We start from the raw sequence: 17421 nt of genomic DNA, 5'->3' as shown, positions 1-17421 counted from the left end.
ATGAGTAAAATAAAAAAGCGAATTAAAAATTTTCAGAAAATTTAAAACTTGGAGGGGTGAAAGATGAAGCAAATTTTTCAAAAGAAGCCAATTGCAAAGTTAATGCAAGAAAGTAAGCAAAAAACGTTAGCAAGAACATTGGGCGCGCTAGATTTAACTATGCTTGGAATCGGAGCAATTGTTGGAACTGGTATTTTTGTTCTAACGGGTGTTGTGGCAGCGAAACATTCTGGGCCAGCTATTATATTATCATTTGCGATTGCCGCTCTAGCTTGTGCCTTTGCTGCATTTTGTTATGCTGAATTTGCTTCTTCAGTTCCTGTCTCGGGCAGTGTGTATACGTATACATACGCGACGATGGGGGAAGTATTCGCATTTTTAATTGGCTGGGACTTAATGCTGGAATATTTACTTGCTACATCTGCTGTAGCGAACGGTTGGTCTGCATATTTTCAATCTTTATTAAAGGGGTTTGGAATTCATATTCCGACTATTCTCTCCTCGGCTCCTGGTACAGGTAAGGGTGGAATAATTGATCTACCTGCAGTTCTAATTATTTTAGTGATGACAGTTCTTTTATCTAGGGGTGTTCGTGAAAGTGCACGAGTAAATAACATTATGGTATTTATTAAAATAGCAGTTGTTCTTATTTTTATCTTTGCTGGTTTTAATTATGTGAAACCTGAAAACTGGACGCCTTTTATGCCATTTGGTTTAGATGGTGTAATGGCTGGAGCGGCTACAGTATTCTTCGCATTTATAGGATTTGATGCAGTTTCAACAGCGGCAGAAGAAGTGAAACGTCCGCAACGTGATTTACCAATTGGTATTATTGCATCGTTATTAATTTGTACAGTTCTTTATATCGTTGTTTCGCTTATTTTGACAGGAATTGTTCCATACGGACAGCTAAATATATCAGATCCAGTTGCTTTTGCACTTCAATTTATTGGACAAGATGGTTTAGCGGGGGTAATTTCAGTAGGAGCAATTACAGGAATTACAACAGTAATGCTAGTTATGATGTATGGGCAAGTTCGTGTTTCTTATGCGATGAGCCGAGATGGTTTACTACCGAAGCGTCTTGCTAAAGTTCATCCAAAATTTAAAACGCCATTTTTAAATACATGGACAACGGGGATTATTGCGGCACTGATTTCAGGATTAATAGATTTAAATGTTTTAGCACATCTTGTAAATATGGGGACATTGTCAGCATTTGCACTCGTAGCTGTTGCGGTAATCGTAATGAGAAGAACTCATCCAGACTTACCAAGGGCATTTAAGGCTCCGCTTGTACCATTTTTACCAGCATTAACAGTGATTTTCTGTTTATACTTAATGCTTCAATTATCGGGGACAGCATGGATTAGTTTTGGGATATGGATGGTTATTGGTATAGCGGTTTACTTCTTATATAGCCGAAAACATAGTGCTTTAAATAATAGTAAAAAAGAAGAAGATGTTGCGAATTTATAAGCGAAAAAATCCATTCTAATTCTGTTAGAATGGATTTTTTTATTTGAAAATTTACATTTTTCTGAACTTATTATAAGATAATTGTTGGCTAACTAAAGGGGTGAAATGATGAAAAATACGTGGCGTGAGTTAAGGGAGATGGACCGTAACGTATGGATTCGATTTATTGGAGAGACGTTAAATGGAATTGCAATGATGATGTTAATGCCTTTTTTTGCATTATATTTAAAAGATAAGGTAGATTCGTTGTTGGAAGTTGGGGTTATTATGGCGCTTTCTCCAATTGCTGCAAGTTTTGGATCACTTATAGGAGGGAGAATTGCTGACATATATGGAAGAAAGCCTATTATGATATTTTCTATGGCAAGTAATGCATTATTAATGCTCGGTTTTCTATTTATAGAAGGATTTATTCCATATGCAATTTTATCTATTTTTTTAGGGTTGAGTAATTCTTTATTTCATCCAGCTGCATCAGCTATGGTCGCGGATGTAACGGCACCAGAAAAAAGAACAGAGGCATATGGTTTATTACGAATGGGACACAATATAGGTGCTGCGATTGGTCCGATAATGGGAGCATCAGTAGTTGTGTTGTCAAAGAACCTTGTGTTTATTATTGCCTCTTCTACAATGCTATTTTATGCGTTACTTGTATTACTTCTTATTCAAGAGACGATGCCAAAAAGGACAGATAAGGAAGAACATAAAGAAAAGGAAGCTGGGGCAGTTTGGAAAATTGTAATGCGAGATAAGGCATTAATGATTTACTTATTAGCAGGCATTATCATTTCGATGGGGTTTTCTCAAACCGAAGGCATGTTGCCACTACATTTTGATAATGAAATGAAGCATATTTTTGGAACGAATAATCCATATCCATATTTAATGGCGTTAAACGGACTATTAGTTGTTTTATTCCAATTTCAAATTTCAAAATGGGCTACGGATAAACCAGTCGGGAAGACGATGTTATATGGTGCATGTTTATTCGGGATTGGATTATTTTTTATAGGGTGGTTACCGAAGTGGTTTGGAGAATTTAATACAAATGCTACAATTATTTTAATAATACTACTGTTCGTTTATGCTATATATACGTTAGGTGAGATGATTATGTCGCCTGTACAGATGACATTTGTAGCAAATTTGGCCCCTGAGCATTTGAGAGGGACTTATATGGGAGCTGCAAGTTTGCAGTGGATTACAGGAAGCGCATTTGGTCCACTTTTGGGCGGTTTTTTATTAGATCGATTACTTGGTCACTTTCTATTTACAATTTTAGCTGTAGGATGTGTAGTTGCAGGTATTGTATATGTTTCTTTAGATCGCCTTGTGGAGCAAAGGCAAAAAGACACACTAACCAAACAATCTTCTTAGTGAATAGGTGACATACACAAAAAAGGGGATTTCTACATATTTTAGGTACATAACTAGATTAGATTGCCATTTTATTTTGTGTAGTTATATAGAAAATGAAATGAAAAACCAATAAGTGATGTTATTTAATTATTTATGGAAGTTACATTTTATTTCAAATAGGAACTACCTATTTTTATAAAAAGTGCTAAAATAGAAAAATGAAAACAATTGGTTAGGGTGATTTCATTGACGAAAATTAAATTAGGTTTATTATATGGTGGAAAATCAGCTGAGCATCAAGTTTCGCTACAGACGGCTCTTGCTGCTATTAAAGCGTTAAATCAAGATAAATTCGAGATTCATCCAATTTATATTACAGAACAAGGTCAATGGATACGCGGTGAGCGTATTGAAGGCGAAGTAACAGATGTTGAAGCTTTAAAAATGAGCGGTGCAGAAAATGCGATTTCTCCGTTATCATTAAGTACAGAAATTATCCCATCTGCAGCTTCTGAGGAGAACGCTATTGACGTTATTTTCCCATTACTACATGGACCAAACGGTGAAGATGGAACGGTTCAAGGACTATTAGAATTAATGAATATCCCTTATGTAGGAAATGGTGTTCTAGCATCATCTGCTGGTATGGATAAAGTTGTTATGAAAAACATCTTTGCAGAGGCTGGTTTAAAACAAGCAAAATATGCATCCTTCATTCGTAGTGCATGGGAAAAAAATCGTGAGGAAGCTTATTCTAAAGTAGAAGATAAGTTAGGATATCCTTGCTTCGTAAAACCAGCGAACCTTGGTTCAAGTGTTGGTATTAATAAGTGTAAAAATCGTGAAGAACTTGAGGATGCATTTGTAGAGGCATTCCAATTTGATCGCAAAATTATTGTAGAAGAAAATATTGTAGGTCGTGAAGTAGAAGTTGGGGTACTAGGTAATGATGAGCCGAAATGTTCAGTTGTAGGTGAAATCGTTCCGAAAAAGGACTTCTATGATTATAAGTCGAAATATATCGATGGTGATACGGCGCTAATTATTCCAGCTGAAATGACAGAAGAAGAATCTAATGTAATTAAGCGTGATGCGATTATTGCATTCCAATCATTAGACGGTGCAGGTTTAACGCGAGCTGATTTCTTCTTAACGAAAGATGGAGAAGTGTATATTAACGAAGTAAACACAATGCCAGGATTTACACCGTTCAGTATGTTCCCTCTATTATGGCAACATACTGGGTTACCGTATCCAGAATTAATCGAAGAGCTAATTCGTTTAGCGATTGAACGTCACGAAGAAAAACAAAAAATTAAATATACAATCTAACAAAAAAGGAGGAAGCACTATTCATAGGAATAGTGCTTCCTCTATGTAAGGAGCGTTTATATATGATAAAGCGAATGTTAAAGCAAGTGGAACAGATGGTAAATGGTACTGAATTAGCAGAGCAATATGAGGGAATTACTATTCAAGGCGTGTCTATTGATACGAGAAAAATTGAAAAAGGAAACTTGTATGTTCCGATTCAAGGGGAGCGCTTCGATGGGCATGCTTTTGTAGATAAAGCTGTTGAAAATGGAGCTGTGGCTACATTATGGATGAAAGATGTAGCGAATCCACCTGAGAATCTTCCGGTTATTTTTGTAGAAGACACGCTATCGGCATTGCAAATGTTAGCGAAAAACTATCGCGATCAATTGGATGTTAAAGTTGTAGGTGTAACGGGTAGTAACGGTAAAACATCTACGAAAGATATTGTAACAAGTCTTCTTGCGACTAAATTCAAAGTGCAAAAAACAGAAGGGAACTTCAATAACCATATCGGATTACCTCTTACCATTTTAAACTTAGAAGAAAATACAGAAGTAGCAGTATTAGAGATGGGTATGTCAAGCCGAGGCGAAATTGAATTCTTATCTAAGTTAGCTCGTCCTAATGCAGCTATCATTACAAATATTGGTGAGGCACATTTAATGGATTTAGGATCTCGTGAGGCAATTGCTGAGGCGAAATTAGAAATTGTTACAGGATTACAAGAAGGTGGCGTGTTCGTATATAACGGAGATGAGCCTTTATTAACGAATCGTGTTCCTGGAATGAATTTAGCAGCAGAAACGGTTACGTTTGGTGATGCAAGAGCAAACGATTATTATCCAACGACTGTAACATTACAAGCAACTGGGACACATTTCAAAATGAATAGAGATGAAAATATTTCATTCTACTTACCGGTGTTAGGAAAACATAATGTGTATAATACACTTGCTTCAATGGCAATTGCGAAACATTTTGGTGTAACGTGGGAAGAGATGAAAGAAGGTTTAGTAACACTTCAAATGACGGGCATGCGTATGGAAATTGTGAAAACAAATAGTGGTTTAACAATTATCAACGATGCTTATAATGCAAGCCCGACGGCTATGGAAGCAGCATTCCATTTAATGAATGGTTTAGATGGTTTTGCTAAAAAAATCGTTGTGCTCGGTGATATGTTAGAACTTGGAGATCAAGAAGTACAGTTCCATTATGAGGTAGGAAAATTAATTGATCCAGCAAAAATCTCACATGTATTCACATACGGTAGATTAGGGGCTCAAATTGCTGAAGGAGCGAAAATTAATTTCCCTAATGAACGTGTAAAGGCGTATGATAATAAAGAAGAGTTAGTAAAAGATTTACAAGCAGTAGTCGATGTGAAAGATGTTGTATTAATAAAAGCATCTCGCGGTATGAAATTAGAAGAAGTAATTACGATGTTGAAATAATTGGTGTATATAAATAGGGATGATAGTTACGAAAATAGAAGAAACTTATAATAAGCGCTTACAGTAAATATAAAAAAATAAAAGTGAAGAAAAAAACTCTGAATATGAAAATAAGGTAACAGTTGGGTTTGCTTTTTACACATACAAAACTTATAATTGATAAAGTGTAATAACGTTTAGAAGTATTTTCGTGAAGAATATACGCCCGTTTATATACGTGAGCATTCAGGAAAAGGGCTTTTCCGCAAATTCGGAAAACGCCTTTTTTTAAATGATAAGTATAGGATAGAAAAGGAGAAGTAACATTGACAACATTTCGAGAATTAGGATTAAGTGATTCTTTACTGCAATCTGTTGAAAGTATGGGCTTTGAAGAGGCTACACCAATTCAAGCTGAAACAATTCCACATGCATTGCAAGGTAAAGATATTATTGGGCAAGCGCAAACAGGTACAGGGAAAACAGCAGCATTCGGATTACCACTATTAGATAAAGTGGATACACATAAAGAATCGGTTCAAGGTATTGTTATCGCGCCAACGCGTGAATTAGCAATTCAAGTTGGAGAAGAATTATACAAAATTGGTAAGCATAAACGCGTTCGTATTTTACCAATTTATGGTGGTCAAGATATTAACCGCCAAATTCGTGCTCTAAAAAAACACCCACACATTATTGTTGGTACGCCGGGTCGTATTTTAGATCATATTAACCGTAAAACACTTCGTCTGCAAAACGTAGAGACAGTTGTTCTTGACGAAGCGGATGAAATGTTAAACATGGGCTTCATTGAAGACATTGAAGCAATTTTAACAGATGTGCCAGAAACACATCAAACATTACTATTCTCAGCGACAATGCCGGATCCAATCCGCCGTATTGCTGAGCGTTTCATGACTGAGCCTCAACACATTAAAGTAAAAGCAAAAGAAGTAACAATGCCAAACATTCAGCAGTTCTATTTAGAAGTGCAAGAAAAGAAAAAGTTTGACGTGTTAACACGCTTATTAGATATTCAATCTCCAGAGCTTGCAATCGTATTCGGTCGTACAAAGCGTCGTGTTGATGAATTATCAGAAGCATTAAACTTACGTGGTTATGCTGCAGAAGGTATTCACGGTGATTTAACTCAGGCGAAACGTATGTCTGTATTACGTAAATTTAAAGAAGGTTCTATTGAAGTTCTTGTTGCAACAGACGTTGCTGCACGTGGTCTTGATATTTCAGGCGTAACGCACGTATATAACTTCGATATTCCACAAGATCCAGAATCATACGTTCACCGTATCGGTCGTACTGGTCGTGCAGGTAAAAAAGGTATTGCAATGCTATTTGTAACACCACGTGAATCAGGACAATTAAAAAATATCGAGCGTACAACAAAACGTAAAATGGACCGTATGGATGCACCGACACTTGACGAGGCATTAGAAGGTCAACAACGTTTAATCGCTGAAAAGCTTCAAAGCACAATTGAAAATGAAAACTTAGCATACTACAAGCGTATTGCAGAAGAAATGTTAGAAGAAAATGACTCTGTAACAGTAGTAGCTGCTGCTTTAAAAATGATGACTAAAGAGCCGGATACAACTCCGATCGCTTTAACATCAGAACCACCTGTTGTTTCAAGAGGCGGCGGTTCTAAAAAACGCGGCGGTAACGGAGGCGGATACCGTGATGGTAACCGTAATCGTAGTCGTGATGCACGCGGCGGTGGCGATGGACGTAATCGTGACCGTAACCGTGATGGACGTAATCGTGACGGAAACCGTGATCGCAATCGTGATGGTAACCGCGATCGTAATCGTGATGGTGGTAGTCGTGGTCGTAGAGGTGAAGGCCAAGGTCGCCCTGGTTCTTCAAATGGACGCGGCGAAAGAAAACATCATAGCCGTCCACAAGCTTAATAAAAAAGAGAATGCCCTTTGCGGGCATTCTCTTTTTTTATTTCTATAATTGTGCATACTACATAATAGTTATGATAGAAAAGGGGCTGTTATATGCTTGTAAGGCTTGGTTACGTTGCGATGAGTGTACATTTGAAGAATGCATCTCCATCTCAAACGATGACGTATGCACAGTTTCAGAAATTAGATGATCGTGATGCTGCAATTCGTAAGCTTGAAAGAATTGCTAATTCCAATTTAGAAAATTGTTTACGTTTATTAAAGCATAATAAAGGACATGACATATCTTTCTTTCGGCTCAGTTCAAAGCTCATTCCTTTAGCGAATCATGAGGAATTGCTAGAGTGGAACTATATTCGTCCGTTAAAAGAAAATTTAAAAAAACTAGGTGAATATGCAGTTCATATGAATATGAGAATTGATTTCCATCCAGATCATTTTGTTGTACTAAATTCACCTGAGGAGAGTGTTTTTAAACAATCTGTAAAAACATTGCAGATGCACAAAAAATTATTAAAAGGCATGGGGATTGAACATAAGCAACGATGTGTACTGCATGTTGGAGGAGGATATAAAGATAAAGAACTTGCATTAGAGCGCTTTATAGAGAATTGGTCGAATGTCCCAAGGGGTATTCAAGAAATGATTATATTAGAAAATGATGATACAACCTTTACGTTAGAGGAAACATTATATTTAGGAGAAAAATTAGATATTCCCGTCGTATTTGACTTGCATCACCATATGATGAATAATGAGCAAGAAGATTGGTATGAAGATTGGGCACGTGTTGTTCATACGTGGGAAACGTCTTTGTTGCCGATTAAAATGCATATCTCTAGCCCTAGAGAGGGAAAAGATCCAAGAGCTCATGCAGATTATATTAATGTAGACGCATTTTTATCTTTTTTAAGAAGGATAAAGGGAAGTGTTCCGCAAATTGATTGTATGATTGAGGCGAAGATGAAGGATGAGTCTTTATTTCAATTAATGAGAGATTTAAGTGAACAAGTAGATGTAGAAATTATCGATGGTGCAAGCTTTTATATTAAATAAGCTTTGCACCATCGTTTTTTTTTGTTAAAAAAGGGGTTAAAATGCCACCGGTTATTAAACCTGTTAAATGACTGATCGGATTGGCAGAAGGGTTAAAGAAAGTAAATAGCAGTAATAGAAGTATCATAATTGAGAAAATGGCAATTTCTTTTGGTTTTGAAGAGCGGTATCGATTGTACAATAAAAATAACTGTGCACCTAATAGTCCGAAAATACCACCTGATGCACCTGCGTGAATATATTCAAGCGGCATAATAATATAAGAAGAAATATTTCCAGAAATTCCAGAGAGAAAAAATAGAATAAAAAAAGAAAAGTGTCCGAGTTGCTTTTCGATAGAAGAACCAAGAGCAAACAAAAAAATACTATTAGAAAGAAAATGTTGTAAGTCTACGTGTACGAGAAGAGAAGTTATGACACGCCACCATTCTCCTTTCGCGATATATTCATTAGAGGCTGCCAGTGGTAAGAGAAAAAAGTCGCCTAATATCATCATGACTAAATGAATAAGCAGTAAGGTAAGAATAGTCGGTTGTAAAGAAATATGAGTGGATCTTATTAGCATACGGTTACTATCACCCCTTTTGCATCAGAAAGATTCTCTGTTATTCTTATCAATATGAAAGAAGAAAGTTAAATAGAAGAAGGGGATTTTGAAATGATTATAGGGATTGGTATCGATATTATTGAATTAAATCGTATTGAAAAAATGCTAGATGGAAAGCTTAAATTTATGGAACGTATTTTAACGGAAAATGAACGTAATGTTGCTATGGAGCTGAAAGGAAGTCGCCTTACAGAGTTTGTAGCTGGAAGGTTTGCAGCGAAAGAGGCGTATTCAAAAGCTGTAGGTACTGGTATCGGAAAAGAAGTGAGTTTTTTAGATATTGAAGTGAAAAATGATGAAAGAGGTAAGCCAATTCTGATTACAAGTACAGAGCATATTGTTCATTTATCAATTAGTCATAGTAAGGAATTTGCTGTTGCTCAAGTTGTTTTAGAAAGCTCGTCACGCTAGTCTGCATATTTTATATCTTTGTCTCATATATTTGAGGTAGCGATAAGGAAGGTACATCTTCCATTCATTTATAGGGGCAAAGGGGCTGAATTGATGAAAAGGCGTCTGTTTTTAGTTCTTGTCGGTTTATTGACCGTTTTTGTGTTGGCGGGTTGTATGGAAAAGAAGCAAGATGATGTCGTGAGAGATTTAGAATCAAAAGTAAAAGGGATGAAAAGTTATCAAGCTGAGGCAAAATTATCTATTAAAACAGGCAATGAGCCTCAAGAGTATAACGTAGAGATTTGGCATAAGGAACCGTCTTTTTATCGTGTGAATTTAAAAAATGCAAAAAAAGATCAGAGCCAAATTATTTTGAGAAATGAAGAAGGTGTATTTGTATTAACGCCAGCACTTAATAAGAGCTTCCGTTTTCAAAGTGATTGGCCGCAAAATAGTAGCCAGGCTTATTTATATGAATCACTTGTAAGAGATATTTTGCAGGACAAGAAAAACCTTACTTTTGAGAAAACAGATAAGTATTATATTTTTAAAACAAAAACAAACTATCAACATCAAAATATGTTGCCGAGACAAGAGATTACATTGAATAAGAGCGACTTGACTCCAGTTTCAGTGAAGTTAATGGATAATGATCAAAATGTTCTTGTGAAAGTAGATTTCTCTAAAGTGAAATTCGATGCGAAATTTGATAAAGGTGCATTTGATACGAAACAAAATATGTCTAGAGCGCAGGTAGATGTTCAAACAACAGCGAAAGAAGACAAACCGTTTGCTATTTTGTATCCACTTGATACACCACAAGGTATGACTCTGCAAGATGAAAAAGAGTTGAAGACAGACAGTGGCAAGCGTGCGATACTCACATACACTGGAAATAAGAAATCCTTTACTTTAATACAAGAAAAGGCAAAAGTTGCAGAGGCATCATCAGCGGTAAGTGTAAGTGGAGAACCAGTTGATCTTGGGTTTACGATTGGTGCATTAACAAAAGACTCTGTAACGTGGTCGCATAACGGAGTAGAATATATGCTCGTGTCTAAAGGTTTAGAGCCGAAGGAGCTGTTAATGGTTGCTCGTTCAGTTACAGCGAAGCAGGTGAAGTAAACTTCTTAGACGTGGTGATATATGTGCACCACGTCTTTTCTTAGTTTGAAGGTGGATTTCATAAAAGAAGCATATAAAAGAATAAGCTTCGCATATCGTGTATAAGGAAGTGTATTTATGGAAGAAGCACCATTTTACCGTGACACTTGGGTGGAAGTGGATTTAGATGCCATTTATAACAACGTTACACATATTAAAGAGTTCATCCCAAGTAATGTAGAGATTTTTGCTGTAGTTAAAGCAAACGCATATGGGCACGATTATGTACCGGTGGCTAAAACGGCATTAGAAGCAGGTGCAACAAGGTTAGCTGTTGCTTTTTTAGATGAGGCTTTAGTGCTTCGGAGGGCTGGTATTACTGAGCCGATTTTAGTGTTAGGTCCCTCGCCGCCGCGTGATGTAAATGTAGCTGCTGAAAATGATGTAGCGCTAACTGTTTTTCAAAAAGAATGGGTGGACGAAGCAATTAAACTTTGGGATGGTTCATCTGTAATGAAATTCCATATTAACTTTGATAGTGGTATGGGGAGAATTGGAATACGTGAAAGAAAAGAGCTAAAAGAATTTTTAAAGAGTTTAGAGGGTGCACCGTTTTTAGAGTTAGAAGGAGTATACACGCATTTTGCAACGGCAGATGAGGTTGAGACTTCGTATTTTGATAAGCAATATAACACGTTCTTAGAGCAGTTAAGTTGGTTGAAAGAATTCGGAGTGGATCCTAAGTTTGTTCATACAGCTAATAGTGCTGCGACGTTACGTTTTCAAGGGATTACATTTAATGCAGTGCGAATTGGGATTGCAATGTATGGATTATCTCCTTCTGTAGAAATACGTCCTTTTTTACCATTTGAATTAGAACCGGCGCTATCACTTCATACGAAAGTCGCTCATATTAAACAGGTAATTAAAGGTGATGGAATTAGTTATAATGTCACCTACCGAACGAAAACTGAAGAATGGATTGCGACTGTAGCGATTGGCTATGCAGATGGGTGGCTTAGAAGGTTACAAGGATTTGAAGTGCTTATAAATGGTAAAAGGGTACCGATTGTAGGGCGAGTAACAATGGATCAGTTCATGATTCATCTTCCTTGTGAAGTGCCACTTGGTACGAAAGTTACGCTTATTGGAAGGCAAGGAGATGAGTATATTAGCGCTACAGAGGTTGCGGAATACTCAGGGACTATTAATTATGAAATTATTGCAACGATCAGTTTCCGTGTGCCAAGAATATTTATACGGAATGGTAAGGTTGTAGAGATAATTAATTACTTGAACAATATATAGAAGGTAGTATGATTGCTTCTTGTCATTGGGGTGACTGTTCATTGCTGGATAATAAGCTCTTTTTGATGAGAAGCTTTTTACTTATAATCATTTTTTATATAAGTTGCACGTAAGTTTTGAAGAGGAGTTCTATTGTTTTTAGTGAGTTATGAGATAAAAAATTTAAGAAGATGAATGTTTTGTTTGTGAATTGGAAAACATAAGCAAGGAATAAGGAAGTCTTTGCAACAGGCTCCATACAATGGTATTATTACAATAGGTGTCATATATATATTTGGGTGTGTAGTTGACGGTGGAGGTGTATTTTTGTGTCCGAATCAAGTGTAACTACTGAAATCGTGGTTCGGTTGCCAAAGCAAATGGTAACGGAATTGGACGGAATTGGAAAACAAGAGAATAAGAATCGCCATGAACTAATTTGCCAGGCAACACAATTGTTATTGCGTCAACATAAGACGAAGAAACGCTACCAACATGAATCAATGCGACGTGGGTACATTGAAATGGGAAAAATTAATCTTGGTATTGCATCTGAAGCTTTCTTAGCAGAGTATGAAGCAGCTCATACAGTAGAACGCTTAGTTAGCGGGGGGTAATATTTTGATTGTAAAACGCGGCGACGTGTATTTTGCAGACCTTTCCCCAGTTGTTGGTTCTGAGCAAGGAGGCGTTCGTCCGGTTCTTGTCATTCAAAATGACATCGGAAATCGTTTTAGTCCAACGGTGATTGTAGCGGCTATTACTGCACAGATTCAAAAAGCGAAATTACCCACTCATGTGGAAATTGATGCGAAAAAGTATGGTTTTGAGAGAGATTCTGTTATTTTACTTGAGCAGATTCGAACAATCGATAAGCAACGCTTAACGGACAAAATCACTCATTTGGATGAAGTGATGATGAGTCGTGTAGATGAAGCGTTACAAATTAGTTTAGGACTAATAGATTTTTAAATCGGCAGTTTAAGTTGCTCTCTTTGAAGGGCAACTTTTTTTATTATAGAGGAGGTTACGGTTGTATATGGAAATGGTAGATAATCGACAAGCGTTAATGAAAATGTTAGTGAAAGAATTAGGCTTTACCGAAAAGCAAGTTCGTCATGTTATTCAATTAACAGAAGAAGGTAACACAGTTCCATTTATTGCTCGTTACCGAAAAGAATGGACAGGCTCTTTAGATGAGGTGCAAATTCGTACGATTTTAGAGAGATGGCAATATATGATGCAACTTGAAGATAGGAAGGAAGAAGTTCTTCGTCTTATTGATGAGAAGGGGAAACTGACAGAAGAGCTACGACAGCAAATTGTTAAAGCTACAAAGTTGCAAGAAGTAGAAGATCTATATCGTCCATATAAAGAGAAAAGAAGAACGAAAGCGACAATTGCTAAAGAAAAAGGATTAGAACCATTAGCTGAATGGTTATTGTTATATAAGAAAGAAGATCCGGCTAAAAAGGCAGTGGAATTTATTAATGTAGAGAAAGAAGTGCAATCTGCAGAAGAAGCTTTACAAGGTGCACAAGACATTATTGCAGAAATGGTTTCAGATGAAGCTGCGTATCGTAGTTGGATTCGAAATGTTACTTTTAGAAAAGGTGTTATGTCTTCGTCCGTGAAAGATGAAGAAAAAGATGAAAAGAATATATATGAAATGTATTACAGTTATGAAGAACCATTGCAAAAAGTAGTACCACATCGTGTATTAGCAATGAATCGTGGCGAGAAAGAAGATATATTGAGAGTTGCTGTTGTTCCGCCAGTAGATGAGATAGTAACTTTCTTAAATAAGAAAGTAATTCGTGATAACGATTCGAAAAGTGCACATTATGTACAATTAGCGATTGAAGATGGTTATAAACGATTAATTCAATCTTCAATCGAAAGAGAGATTCGTAAAGAATTAACAGAAACAGCTGAAGAACAAGCAATACATATTTTCTCTGAGAACTTACGTAACTTATTATTACAACCTCCGATGAAAGGGAAAGTCGTGCTAGCGGTAGATCCGGCATATAGAACTGGTTGTAAATTGTCTGTAGTAGATGATACGGGGAAAGTACTACATATCGATGTTATTTATCCGCATCCACCTGTTCGTAAATATGATGATGCAAAAACGAAAGTTCTTTCTATTATAGATAAATATCAAGTTGAAATGATTGCAATTGGTAATGGGACAGCATCTAGAGAAACAGAAGAGTTTATAGTAGATGTATTACAAAGTGTGAACCGAGATGTCTTTTATATTATTGTAAATGAAGCGGGTGCTAGTGTATATTCAGCTTCTGATTTAGCCCGTGAGGAATTCCCAAATTTACAAGTTGAAGAGAGAAGTGCCGTTTCTATTGGGAGACGTCTGCAAGATCCACTTGCTGAACTTGTGAAAATTGATCCTAAATCAGTTGGGGTTGGACAATACCAACATGATGTATCTCAAAAGAGACTGAATGAATCATTAACATTTGTAGTAGAAACAGCTGTTAACCAAGTTGGGGTTAATGTAAATACGGCTTCGGTTGCATTGTTACAATATGTTTCAGGTTTATCGAAAACTGTTGCGAAAAATATTGTGGCAAAGAGAGAAGAAGATGGGAAATTCACGAAGCGCACGGAATTAAAGAAAATCCCACGTTTAGGTGCAAAGACGTATGAACAATGTATAGGTTTCTTACGTATACTAGAAGGAGCGAATCCATTAGATCGAACAGGTATTCATCCAGAGCAATATAAAAATGTTGAATTATTATTGAAGAGTCTAGGGTTATCGATAGATGACGTAGGACAACCGCAATTACAAAAGAGATTGGAAGAAGTAGAGATTTCTAAGTTATCTCAAGAAACAGGAGTTGGGGAGCCGACGTTAGTTGATATTATAGATGCGCTTATTAGTCCAGAACGCGATATGAGGGATGAGTTGCCTAAACCACTTCTGAAAAAAGGGATTTTGAAATTAGAAGATTTAAAACGTGGTATGGAATTAGAAGGAACAGTTCGTAACGTTGTTGATTTTGGTGCTTTTGTTGATGTTGGCGTAAAGCAAGATGGTTTAGTACATATTTCTAAACTTAGCAAACAGTTTGTAAAGCATCCGCTAGATGTTGTATCAGTAGGGCAAATTGTAAAAGTATGGGTAGATGATATTGATACAAAAAAAGGACGCGTTGCACTATCTATGTTGCCGATTGAATAGTAAGAGAAGAGAGCAGATGAAACTGCTCTTTTTTTATGGAATAAAAAGTGTAATGGATTATGAGCTTTGATGTATTTTGCTATAATAAAACCAGCATTCATTTAATAACTTAATTTGATACCGGTTTTTTTCGAAATATGCACGTTGCATTTGTTTTTTTAGCCACGTAGGCATAGGAATCCCTCCTTGTTTAATCCTGCTCTCAAAAATCTAAAATGCTATTGATGAGAGGTTGGTGAGTGGATTTCTATTCATGTTTTGTTTTTAGAAACCACGCTTCTTACATGAGGATGGGTATATGTACTATTTAATATATGTATAAGAAGGGAGAAAAGTGTAAAAATATTTTTTTGTTTAGGAGGAATGAGAGTGGATGAGCAAGAAATTCAGCGACTAGTGGAAGAAGTGTCACTACAATACTTTGAGATGCCGTTCTTACATAAAGCAGTGTTTAATAATAGATTACGTACAACTGGTGGGCGTTATTTATTGAAGAGTCATAATATCGAATTGAATTATCGATATTACGAAGTGTATGGTGAAGAAGAGTTAGTCGGGATTATTAAACATGAGCTTTGTCATTATCACTTACATATTGCAGGAAGAGGGTATAAGCACAGGGACAGGGATTTTCGTGAGTTGTTAAAGAAAGTTGATGCACCACGTTTTTGTAAACGAATGATTAATGAAGAGAAGGAAAAAAAGATTTATAAGTATGAATGTATGGAGTGTTCACTTCAATATGTAAGAAGGCGTCAAATAAATACAAAAAGATATGTCTGTGGAAAGTGTAAAGGGAAACTCAAACCGATATCGAAAACATCTTGACAGTAAAAACGCAATCCAGTATATTATAAACATGTCACGTTTGAACAAGATGTTGTTAAAAACTTCTTGACTTACAGAGAGAATTTTTATAAGATACAAATTGTCTTCATTATTCCGCAGTAGCTCAGTGGTAGAGCTATCGGCTGTTAACCGATCGGTCGTAGGTTCGAGTCCTACCTGCGGAGCCATACAGAGAAGTACCCAAGTGGCTCAAGGGGCTCCCCTGCTAAGGGAGTAGATCGCTAACGCGGTGCGAGGGTTCGAATCCCTTCTTCTCTGCCATACATATTGGCCCGTTGGTCAAGTGGTTAAGACACCGCCCTTTCACGGCGGTAACACGGGTTCGAATCCCGTACGGGTCACCACTTCGGAGGATTAGCTCAGCTGGGAGAGCACCTGCCTTACAAGCAGGGGGTCGGCGGTTCGATCCCGTCATCCTCCACCATATAATTTTATATGAATAGTATTGTCGCGGGGTGGAGCAGCACGGTAGCTCGTCGGGCTCATAACCCGAAGGTCGCAGGTTCAAATCCTGTCCCCGCAACCAAATGGTCCCGTGGTGTAGTGGTTAACATGCCTGCCTGTCACGCAGGAGATCGCCGGTTCGACCCCGGTCGGGACCGCCATTTTAACTTCTGCTATATAGCAGTTGTTTTTTATTGGATATTATGTTACAATAACATTTGTCTTTGAAAAGAAGATAATTATTTCGATGGGCTATAGCCAAGCGGTAAGGCAACGGACTTTGACTCCGTCATGCGCTGGTTCGAATCCAGCTAGCCCAGCCATTTACGAGCCATTAGCTCAGTTGGTAGAGCATCTGACTTTTAATCAGAGGGTCGAAGGTTCGAGTCCTTCATGGCTCACTTTTGTTTTTTCCGCGCGGTCGTGGCGGAACGGCAGACGCGCTAGGTTGAGGGCCTAGTGGGGGAAACCCCGTGGAGGTTCAAGTCCTCTCGGCCGCATCAAAAAAATCTTAAAAAAGTACTTGCATTTGAAAATGTAGTATGATAAGATAATTGAGTCGCCAAATTACAACGACGAAAAAACATCATGAATAAGCGCCCGTAGCTCAATTGGATAGAGCGTTTGACTACGGATCAAGAGGTTAGGGGTTCGACTCCTCTCGGGCGCGCCAATTACGGGAAGTGGCTCAGCTTGGTAGAGCACCTGGTTTGGGACCAGGGGGTCGCAGGTTCAAATCCTGTCTTCCCGACCACGCGGGTGTAGTTTAGTGGTAAAACAAGAGCCTTCCAAGCTCTGGTCGAGAGTTCGATTCTCTTCACCCGCTTTTAGTTCTTTGAAAACTGAACGAAACAAACAACGTGAAACGTCAATTTTTATTTTAGATGCTAGACAAACTAACTTTATTGGAGAGTTTGATCCTGGCTCAGGATGAACGCTGGCGGCGTGCCTAAT

General features: G+C 37.4%; 15 protein-coding genes and 12 tRNA genes. 25 read left to right on the top strand and 2 right to left on the bottom strand.

The window, feature by feature from the left end; genetic code table 11:
• The first annotated feature begins 63 nt into the window (after positions 1-63).
• From bcaP to uvsE, 6 genes are all read left to right on the top strand, one after another.
• Positions 64-1479, top strand: coding sequence for a branched-chain amino acid transporter BcaP (gene bcaP / locus GBN91_RS25265; RefSeq protein WP_000809361.1), 1416 nt, complete (start codon positions 64-66; stop codon positions 1477-1479).
• 108 nt (positions 1480-1587) lie between these two features.
• Complete coding sequence (locus GBN91_RS25260; protein ID WP_049108565.1) at positions 1588-2859, top strand: MDR family MFS transporter; 1272 nt, start codon at positions 1588-1590, stop codon at positions 2857-2859.
• A 228-nt stretch (positions 2860-3087) separates the two neighbouring features.
• On the top strand, positions 3088-4173 hold the full coding sequence (locus GBN91_RS25255; protein WP_016124207.1) for a D-alanine--D-alanine ligase: 1086 nt from the start codon (positions 3088-3090) through the stop codon (positions 4171-4173).
• Positions 4174-4235: 62 nt separating this feature from the next.
• Positions 4236-5612 (top strand): UDP-N-acetylmuramoyl-tripeptide--D-alanyl-D-alanine ligase, encoded by a 1377-nt coding sequence (gene murF, locus GBN91_RS25250; protein WP_000595957.1) that lies wholly within the window; start codon positions 4236-4238, stop codon positions 5610-5612.
• A gap of 305 nt (positions 5613-5917) precedes the next feature.
• Positions 5918-7519: a degradosome RNA helicase CshA gene (gene cshA / locus GBN91_RS25245; protein WP_000206585.1), complete on the top strand. Its 1602-nt coding sequence runs from the start codon at positions 5918-5920 to the stop codon at positions 7517-7519.
• A 93-nt stretch (positions 7520-7612) separates the two neighbouring features.
• Positions 7613-8575 carry a UV DNA damage repair endonuclease UvsE gene (gene uvsE / locus GBN91_RS25240; protein ID WP_000961166.1) on the top strand — a complete coding sequence of 321 codons (963 nt, stop codon included), beginning with the start codon at positions 7613-7615 and terminating at the stop codon, positions 8573-8575.
• Here the strand turns inward: uvsE and GBN91_RS25235 are convergent.
• Positions 8568-9140: a rhomboid family intramembrane serine protease gene (locus GBN91_RS25235; protein ID WP_000908523.1), complete on the bottom strand. Its 573-nt coding sequence runs from the start codon at positions 9138-9140 to the stop codon at positions 8568-8570. The genes uvsE and GBN91_RS25235 overlap by 8 nt on opposite strands.
• 93 nt (positions 9141-9233) lie before the next feature.
• Between GBN91_RS25235 and acpS the strand changes: the two genes are divergently transcribed.
• The 6 genes from acpS to GBN91_RS25205 all read left to right on the top strand — a co-directional run bounded on the left by acpS (position 9234) and on the right by GBN91_RS25205 (position 15174).
• A complete protein-coding gene (acpS, locus tag GBN91_RS25230; RefSeq protein ID WP_000583415.1) occupies positions 9234-9593 on the top strand; it encodes a holo-ACP synthase in 360 nt (119 codons plus the stop codon).
• 156 nt (positions 9594-9749) lie between these two features.
• Positions 9750-10700 (top strand): LolA family protein, encoded by a 951-nt coding sequence (locus GBN91_RS25225; RefSeq protein ID WP_002004297.1) that lies wholly within the window; start codon positions 9750-9752, stop codon positions 10698-10700.
• A 117-nt stretch (positions 10701-10817) separates the two neighbouring features.
• Entirely contained in the window at positions 10818-11987 is a 1170-nt protein-coding gene (alr, locus tag GBN91_RS25220; RefSeq protein WP_000390615.1) for an alanine racemase, read from the top strand.
• Between the two features lie 308 nt (positions 11988-12295).
• Positions 12296-12583 carry an antitoxin EndoAI gene (locus GBN91_RS25215; protein ID WP_000004570.1) on the top strand — a complete coding sequence of 96 codons (288 nt, stop codon included), beginning with the start codon at positions 12296-12298 and terminating at the stop codon, positions 12581-12583.
• A gap of 4 nt (positions 12584-12587) precedes the next feature.
• Complete coding sequence (gene ndoA / locus GBN91_RS25210) at positions 12588-12938, top strand: type II toxin-antitoxin system endoribonuclease NdoA (RefSeq protein ID WP_000635965.1); 351 nt, start codon at positions 12588-12590, stop codon at positions 12936-12938.
• Positions 12939-13005: 67 nt separating this feature from the next.
• Positions 13006-15174 carry a Tex family protein gene (locus tag GBN91_RS25205; protein ID WP_000426236.1) on the top strand — a complete coding sequence of 723 codons (2169 nt, stop codon included), beginning with the start codon at positions 13006-13008 and terminating at the stop codon, positions 15172-15174.
• Positions 15175-15231: 57 nt separating this feature from the next.
• Here GBN91_RS25205 and cmpA read toward each other — a convergent pair whose 3' ends face one another.
• Positions 15232-15348: a cortex morphogenetic protein CmpA gene (gene cmpA, locus GBN91_RS25200; RefSeq protein ID WP_001143642.1), complete on the bottom strand. Its 117-nt coding sequence runs from the start codon at positions 15346-15348 to the stop codon at positions 15232-15234.
• A gap of 195 nt (positions 15349-15543) precedes the next feature.
• Between cmpA and GBN91_RS25195 the strand changes: the two genes are divergently transcribed.
• From GBN91_RS25195 to GBN91_RS25135, 13 genes are all read left to right on the top strand, one after another.
• Entirely contained in the window at positions 15544-16002 is a 459-nt protein-coding gene (locus GBN91_RS25195) for a SprT family protein (RefSeq protein WP_000344237.1), read from the top strand.
• Positions 16003-16115: 113 nt separating this feature from the next.
• Positions 16116-16190: transfer RNA gene (locus tag GBN91_RS25190), tRNA-Asn, on the top strand.
• A gap of 3 nt (positions 16191-16193) precedes the next feature.
• A tRNA-Ser gene (locus GBN91_RS25185) sits at positions 16194-16284 on the top strand.
• An 8-nt stretch (positions 16285-16292) separates the two neighbouring features.
• Positions 16293-16367 (top strand) — tRNA-Glu (locus GBN91_RS25180).
• 4 nt (positions 16368-16371) lie between these two features.
• Positions 16372-16447 (top strand) — tRNA-Val (locus tag GBN91_RS25175).
• Between the two features lie 25 nt (positions 16448-16472).
• Positions 16473-16549, top strand: a tRNA-Met gene (locus GBN91_RS25170).
• Between the two features lie 3 nt (positions 16550-16552).
• A tRNA-Asp gene (locus GBN91_RS25165) sits at positions 16553-16628 on the top strand.
• Positions 16629-16715: 87 nt separating this feature from the next.
• Positions 16716-16790 (top strand) — tRNA-Gln (locus GBN91_RS25160).
• Between the two features lie 5 nt (positions 16791-16795).
• Positions 16796-16868 (top strand) — tRNA-Lys (locus GBN91_RS25155).
• A gap of 16 nt (positions 16869-16884) precedes the next feature.
• Positions 16885-16967, top strand: a tRNA-Leu gene (locus GBN91_RS25150).
• A gap of 96 nt (positions 16968-17063) precedes the next feature.
• Positions 17064-17140 (top strand) — tRNA-Arg (locus tag GBN91_RS25145).
• Between the two features lie 4 nt (positions 17141-17144).
• Positions 17145-17221, top strand: a tRNA-Pro gene (locus GBN91_RS25140).
• A gap of 1 nt (position 17222) precedes the next feature.
• Positions 17223-17293 (top strand) — tRNA-Gly (locus GBN91_RS25135).
• Positions 17294-17421: the final 128 nt, after the last annotated feature.

The sequence above is a fragment of the Bacillus sp. B1-WWTP-T-0.5-Post-4 genome, from assembly GCF_009183795.1.
Taxonomy (GTDB): Bacteria; Bacillota; Bacilli; order Bacillales; family Bacillaceae_G; genus Bacillus_A; species Bacillus_A cereus.
The sequence above is the reverse complement of the archived record's forward strand: the minus strand, read 5'-3'. Positions and strand labels throughout refer to the sequence as shown.

Coding starts and splice junctions, on each gene's coding strand:
- bcaP (WP_000809361.1), top strand. CDS start 64: ATGAAGCAAATTTTTCAAAAGAAGCCAATTGCAAAGTTAATGCAAGAA.
- GBN91_RS25260 (WP_049108565.1), top strand. CDS start 1,588: ATGAAAAATACGTGGCGTGAGTTAAGGGAGATGGACCGTAACGTATGG.
- murF (WP_000595957.1), top strand. CDS start 4,236: ATGATAAAGCGAATGTTAAAGCAAGTGGAACAGATGGTAAATGGTACT.
- uvsE (WP_000961166.1), top strand. CDS start 7,613: ATGCTTGTAAGGCTTGGTTACGTTGCGATGAGTGTACATTTGAAGAAT.
- GBN91_RS25235 (WP_000908523.1), bottom strand. CDS start 9,140: ATGCTAATAAGATCCACTCATATTTCTTTACAACCGACTATTCTTACC.
- acpS (WP_000583415.1), top strand. CDS start 9,234: ATGATTATAGGGATTGGTATCGATATTATTGAATTAAATCGTATTGAA.
- GBN91_RS25225 (WP_002004297.1), top strand. CDS start 9,750: ATGGAAAAGAAGCAAGATGATGTCGTGAGAGATTTAGAATCAAAAGTA.
- alr (WP_000390615.1), top strand. CDS start 10,818: ATGGAAGAAGCACCATTTTACCGTGACACTTGGGTGGAAGTGGATTTA.
- GBN91_RS25205 (WP_000426236.1), top strand. CDS start 13,006: ATGGAAATGGTAGATAATCGACAAGCGTTAATGAAAATGTTAGTGAAA.
- cmpA (WP_001143642.1), bottom strand. CDS start 15,348: ATGCCTACGTGGCTAAAAAAACAAATGCAACGTGCATATTTCGAAAAA.